Raw genomic sequence first — 6,542 nt, forward strand, 5'->3', positions numbered from 1 at the left:
TCAGAATTTTTCAGACTATATCACTGCAATTGAAAAATATATAAACACAACAACTTCACTCTTAGTTATATTTCTGTTTTCACAGCTTGTCTTTTTGTTCTAGAAAATGCCGGAATTCTGGTACAGATAATAGCAGCTGTTGGTACTTTGCTAGTCGTTGGCTTTTGGATGGCTTTTCCAACTGCCCAGGTGCAGTTGGAAAAGCTCTGTAGTAGTAAAGCTGGTGAAAGAGGCTTTTTAGCCCCTGTATCGGTGGTTTTAGGCATTCGCCACCCAGCAGCAATGAAGAAGTAGCAGCCAAATGCCGCTGTTGGTACTTGTTGTTGCCTGTTGTTGCTTGTTGTTGGTCGCTTTCTAATAGCAAGAAACAGCCAGAAGCTAGTACTGAAATCAGCCGAAACAGCTGTTTCGGCTATTTTTCCGCAGAATACGACCACCTCCAGCAAGGTGCTGCCCCGTTCTACTACTCTTGTTGCTTGTTGTTGGTGGAGCCATCCGAAAACCATCTTGTAGCCATCTGCTAATAAGCTGTTCCAAATCGCTTTCCAGGCAAAAGAAGGACTTGTGGTTGCAGGCTGTTGTCCCAAAATATGGTTAATTTTTGAGGCAGAACCTCATCATATATCACCGAAACAGGATAGGACAATTACCTCTGGATGTTAGTGCGCTGTCGGGGGGCGCAGCCACTTCTTGAGACTGGGAAATAAATTCGGAGGACTAAAAAGCGGGAATGCGAGCAGTAGACCTAAGTTTGAAGTAAAAAAAATGAGATTGGGTTTTACCGAGGTCATCAAACGCAATTGTTAGCGGCTGCCATATACAATTCCTACAGACATAGTTGTTACATCCTGCTTTTTGACTTTTCCTGCTAAAGCAAGATGTATTTTTTGTAAACAAAAACGGGTACTACTCGGAACTAGTAACCAGAAAAGATTGAAATACAGCCTGTACCTATGTTATAACACCATCAACTTTTAATTCGTATAATCTAAAGTGATCTGATTCACATTGGTTAGTACTGGAGCGGCTTCTGAGTGAGCCGCTCTTTTATAACACGCAACATCATTAACCGTATAATAGAATAAATAAAAGGGGAAGTGAAAAGGCACAGAAGGCACTCTGCAACGAGTGTCTTTTTGTTTGACTCAATCAAAGTCAAATAACATCAGCTAGCTTAGGCCGTATAGGCTAAAGTGAATTACATAAGAGTTCACAAGACAGAGAAGAGCGGTATTCTACAGGGGATGCCGTTCTTTTTTCGTTTGGAGCAGTCTCCGGACTTTTGATATGGGTAACAGCCGCTGTTGAAAAAGGTTTTTTCCTGCATCAATTGATTTGCCGATTTCGGTTAGTCATGCAAGCTCCCATCCTGATAGGTGAGTTTTACCAGCAGGTCATCCGTTATTTCCAGGCTAATCACATTGTCTGTGTTAGATTTCCAGATACAGTTCACGGTGCCTTTACCCGCCTCGATAGCCTTTAGCTCCAGCTCCTTTATCTCTTCTGAGGGAAAGCTTTTTTGCAATTCTCCATGCCCGTAAATATCGCTTATCTCCTCCACCATTTGCGTAAAAAGAGCAGAGGTTTCCGTTTTAGACGAAGGCTTGAAATAAGCCAACCCTTGCCTAAACTTGTTCCTGCTAGTATAGAACACGGTATGGACTGCTGGCCTACCACTGATAATGATCCTGTCAAAGGCAATGGCATCTCCTTTGGAGTCTGCCTGATCCAATACCCCACCCAGCGATTGAGCCGTCTCCATAATGGCCTTTTTAGAAGCTCCAAACTTAACGCCCAAAAAGCCCTCAATGGGTTTGTAAGCGGAAGCATACTTCTGGGCATGAACAAACTGAGCAGAAAACAGAACCAGGAGTAAAAAGAGTAATCGTGTTTTCATGAAGAATTAAGCTAAAAGTTTAGAACAAAATATGTCTAATATATGAATGAAAAATGACATAACCTGCTGTTTGTCTTGTTTTTATTCTTACTCATTTTAGTGGCTACAGGCATCATGGCAAACAAACAGTGTTTTCAGTCTCTCCAGGGCCATAGCAGACCTGCATTCCAGGTAACTGTCTGCTTTTGTTGTAGTTTTGTAGCTGGGGGAAAGGAGGAGCATCCAGTATGCTGGTGGATATGGGGACTACTGGCGTTAAACTGCTGGATGCCTCTTCTTTTTTCAGCAACAGGGTAAATAACAGTGTTGTCTATTAAGCTGTTATGATTACTTTTGAGAAAAAACAGAAATGAAAGAATATGCCACTGCTCGCAAGGATGATATTATATTTCTGGCCCAGGCAGCTATTCTCTTCTCCATTGTTGTCCTGAGCTCCTATCTCACTTAATCTTGCAGAAAGGGAATGGCATAGCTAGCTTGAAAACTTTTCCCCATTCCGTTCACTACAGCCGTTCTACTCCTTTTAAAAAGAGAAAGGCGCCTGAAACAGAGCGCCCCTCGTAAGGGTGAGCTATGCACAGATCAACCCTTCATCTATCATTAATTTTCTCAAAGTTACTCAATTATTGTAGTAGATCGGATTGATTTCAAAGAATTAAGCCTGAAGCTAACGAGGCAAAAATGGGTTTTTATGGATTATAAAATCAATCGGCCGTTGGTGACGACTCTTGATTTTCAAAAGCCACAAGATGTTAACTTTCACTTAACAATACCTGCCTTTTACTAAATAATTTATATATAATTATAACTTATTTGGCTTATATACTTACTAGTCAGGATACAACTCGTATTTCCACAAAAGAAATATAAATAAAATCGTATAGTTTGATATTATATATTCTTATTCGGGCATACTTATTATCAGCGTTGAAAAATAGGATACTAGAGACTGCAAAGCACTTCAGAAACACTTGAAGTTTTACCAATGATGCATAGTTAGCTATATTATTTTTTGATAAAATAATAAGGATCAATCTTTTTCCAAAGTAACATGAACTTTCATACTTTTAAGCTGCTAACTCCTTTTTTACTGGGATTAGCAGTGGTTTCATGTGAGCAGAATGAGTTAGAGGAGATTGCTCCTTCTGTAGCAGAAATTAATTCCGAATCAACCAACCTGGCCACCTCTACTAAACTTCTTTTTGAAGAGACTGCTGAAGGTAAGTATATCTTCCCCCTTTCAGGCTCTAAGATTAACAGAGTTCATCTATTAGAAAACTGCGACCACAACTGGACTTTATCTAAAGCAACGAATCCCTCTTACCAGGGTAAAAGAGCTATCCGCTTTGAAATCAGGAAAGAACAACCATTGGTAGGGTCAGGTGCGAAAATCCGCTCTGAAGTAACCATTATTAAAGGAACTGAAGACACGCGTTTTACGAAAGACATCTGGTATTCTTTTGCGGTGTATTTCCCTTCTGTAGGTTTTGAGTATGATGATACCAGGGACTGCCTGAATCAGTGGTATGAAAATGGAAAAAATGAAACGACGATCCGTGCTGAAAAAGATAAAGTTTATCTGGAAGTGACGCCAGCAGCAGGCGCTGACTTAAAAGTATACGACTTGTTGAGCTCAAACTCCGGCATCGGCTCAGGGGCCAGCGTTCTATCTACGTTCACCAGTATTCCTAAAAACCAGTGGCACGAATTCACCTTCCACTTCATTCACTCGGAAGGTGCTGACGGGCTGATCGAGGTGTTCCGTAATGGGGTGAAGATTCACCATATCACCGGGCGTAACATACACCTGGAGTATCCGAAATGGAAACTGGGTCTGTACAAAACCTCCTTCCTCGATGGCTCTTCCCCACATTCATCCAGAGTGGTTTACTTTGACAATATCAGAGTAGGTAAGGCTGGAGCTACATTAGCCGACATGGTTTCCAAAGCAACAACAGATTCCAACACAGGATCAAATTATATCGAAAGCTTTACTTTGGTAGACGCTTCTACGGAGAAAGATATTATGACCCTTAGGGATGGAGCTAAGATTGATCTTAGCAAGCTGGGTGTTAAGAAGCTGAATATTCGTGCTAACACGAGATTTCCTGCTGTTGTGAAATTTAAATTGAGTGGAGAAGAAAGAGAAACTTATATTGATGACATAGCTCCTTATGCCCTGTTTGGTGACAACAAGAAAGGAAACTACTACTACGGAGACTGGAATCCCCCCTCTACCGGCAGTTACACGCTGAAGGCAACACCACATGTAGGTACTAAAAAGAAACTGGGTGCAACAACAGGACCAAGTTACAGCATCAACTTTACGATTAAGAAGTAAAGCTGGAATACCTTTAAATGTGGCAGTAGCTCTAAGTAAGAAAGTTTATTTATAACCAATCAACTTATTTTTATAATAACAGTATATGTATTTCATTATATATGATTGCCGTTGGATTTCCTTCAATAGAGCTTTAATGGATGCAGAACTATTATTATAACTATAACTCAAATTTTGATTATGAAGAAGCTTCAAGCGTATTTTCTGGTGGCACTCCTGGTTGTTGGAACTGCCTGTTCATTGTTTAAGAAAGACATTGATGTGCCGCAGTCTTTTTCCATAGACATCTCGCGGTCAGCAACAGACCCTTTGCAATTCACGACAACCTATACCCTGAATACCACGAACGAAGATGTGGAAGAGTACAAGGATAACATTGATGAATTCAGGATTGATAGAATCACCTATAAGGTAAGTGATTTTTCAGGATCCAACACGCCGGTGGTTTCAGGAACACTTAAGTTTGCGGCCGATGGTACCAGTGCCTATAAAACTCTTGGCACCATAAGCGGACTAGACCTGAAAGCAAGCAATACTTCCGGACAGGAATATACGATGGATATCGCCAGCGAAGCAGTAAGGAATGAGCTGGTAAACCTGATGAAAGCAGGTACTACCGTGAATTTCATGCTGGATGCCAGCTCTACCAACAACCCGGTAGATGCTACGATTGATTTTAAAATTTATGCCAACATGACTGTGGAACTATAGCTTTTCCAGTGTTCCCCTATCTTATATTCCATAATGAGGAGAGATAGGGGGAATACTGGAAACCGCTTTTAATAAGAATGGAACTGCTGTTGTTTACAGTTGCTTCTTGTTGGTGAGGCTTACACAGGAATCATCCGAAAACCATCTGCTATAACATGTCCAATCCACATAGCAGATAAAGAAACAGAATCGTAATGGCATAATTATTCCAGAAACAGCGAAGATCTACAGCACATTCCTTTCTTGCAATCAGGATGTATGATGAGACTAAAGATTTATGCTCTAACCAAATTACATTAATCGGAATAGGAGACTTATTTTTTAAAGGTCCGACCTACCAGCACACAGCTTTTACTGGGACCTATACGAAATGCTTTGTAATAGCCGGTGCTACTAGGCAAATGGTGTAATCCAATTTCATCACGGGTGCTCTCAGTCGTTGCAAAGGCTTCTGTTTTCTCATAGAGGGTATAATCCAAACCATCTACTGCCCTTAACAGAACGATGCCCGGCACACCTGTTCTCGGTTTCCACTTTCCACGGATTACCTTCTTATCCTGGGTTGTCCAGGTATAGGTGCCATCTGCCTTTATCTCTAGCGGAGGAAGCTTCATGCCCCCGCTAAACCTGCGATAGGTGTCGCCATTTTTCGTGAACGTGGAAGTGGCTCCGCCCACATGTACCTCCCACTTTCCTATGAAAAAGTCATTGTTTATTTTAGCAGTTGGATTCAGTACCTGGTAACAGGGGTAAGTGTAATTCAAGGAAGCATCATTCTCATTGCGGATAGTATAGAGGCGCTTTTCCGGGTCAACTGCAGTGACTGTTCCCCAGCTTTTTGTTACCAGGAATCCAAGTTCATCATACATCACCCGATCACTTACATTAAACTTTTGAGCAGGCCAGGCGACAGCGGCGGTAGTCTTTGTTTTTGCCGGTTTATGTTTACCCGGTTTGGCCTGAGCGGTAGCCTGTGCTTGATTAGCTGAGCTCCGGATGTTATTGGCATGAAACCATTCGCTTACCTCGGATCCTTGCCGGTTATAGCGAACCTGATACCTGTTGCCGTCTCGGCCTAAGATTTTTCCTGTGTATACTGCTCCATCATAGCGGCGCACCTGAGCTGTGCTGCCAACTGTAAAGTCCGCTTCCGAATCAGGTTGAAACCGAAGCTGTACATATTGCGCATTGTAGCGTGTATCCAGGGCATGGTTGTTACAATACTTTTCTCCATTCAAATGCACCTGGTAAGTTCCGTAGCCAAAACCAGAATCCTTGTATGCGCCTACCACGATACCATGGTTTGCATCACCGGCAGTAAATACCTCAACCTGATCACCAACTTTAAACTTGTCTTGAGCCTGTGCCTTTAAGGTCAACACGCAGAAAAATAGCAGAAAAAGCGGAGTAAATCTTTTCATGTTTTTACATTCTTTTATGATAGTCAGTGCCTGTTTTACTGCTCTAAATGACGATGTGATTCTGATACTCTACCTTATAAATATTAATGTGATAATTCTTATAAACTACATGTTATAACAAGCAAATGCTTATTTTCTTTAAATCACACACTTACTAGAGAATCCTGTACTG

General features: G+C 41.5%; 5 protein-coding genes. 2 read left to right on the forward strand and 3 right to left on the reverse strand.

The genetic code is table 11. The features are described 5' to 3' along the window. Nucleotides 1-65 precede the first annotated feature (65 nt). Nucleotides 66-587: a hypothetical protein gene (locus DCW36_RS05145; RefSeq protein ID WP_125185397.1), complete on the reverse strand. Its 522-nt coding sequence runs from the start codon at nucleotides 585-587 to the stop codon at nucleotides 66-68. 761 nt (nucleotides 588-1,348) lie between these two features. Beyond that, on the reverse strand, nucleotides 1,349-1,897 hold the full coding sequence (locus DCW36_RS05150; protein ID WP_114782362.1) for a hypothetical protein: 549 nt from the start codon (nucleotides 1,895-1,897) through the stop codon (nucleotides 1,349-1,351). A 1,051-nt stretch (nucleotides 1,898-2,948) separates the two neighbouring features. On the opposite strand from DCW36_RS05150, the gene DCW36_RS05155 reads away from it, so the two are divergent. Both DCW36_RS05155 and DCW36_RS05160 read left to right on the forward strand, forming a co-directional pair. Next, nucleotides 2,949-4,238, forward strand: coding sequence for a polysaccharide lyase (locus tag DCW36_RS05155; RefSeq protein WP_114782363.1), 1,290 nt, complete (start codon nucleotides 2,949-2,951; stop codon nucleotides 4,236-4,238). Between the two features lie 180 nt (nucleotides 4,239-4,418). Beyond that, nucleotides 4,419-4,949, forward strand: coding sequence for a hypothetical protein (locus DCW36_RS05160; protein WP_114782364.1), 531 nt, complete (start codon nucleotides 4,419-4,421; stop codon nucleotides 4,947-4,949). 314 nt (nucleotides 4,950-5,263) lie between these two features. On the opposite strand, the gene DCW36_RS05165 is transcribed toward DCW36_RS05160, so the two are convergent. Continuing rightward, nucleotides 5,264-6,370 carry an MBT domain-containing protein gene (locus DCW36_RS05165; protein ID WP_114782365.1) on the reverse strand — a complete coding sequence of 369 codons (1,107 nt, stop codon included), beginning with the start codon at nucleotides 6,368-6,370 and terminating at the stop codon, nucleotides 5,264-5,266. Nucleotides 6,371-6,542 lie beyond the last annotated feature (172 nt).

Origin of the sequence: Botryobacter ruber (assembly GCF_003347595.2) — a bacterium.
Lineage (GTDB): Bacteria > Bacteroidota > Bacteroidia > Cytophagales > Hymenobacteraceae > Pontibacter > Pontibacter ruber_A.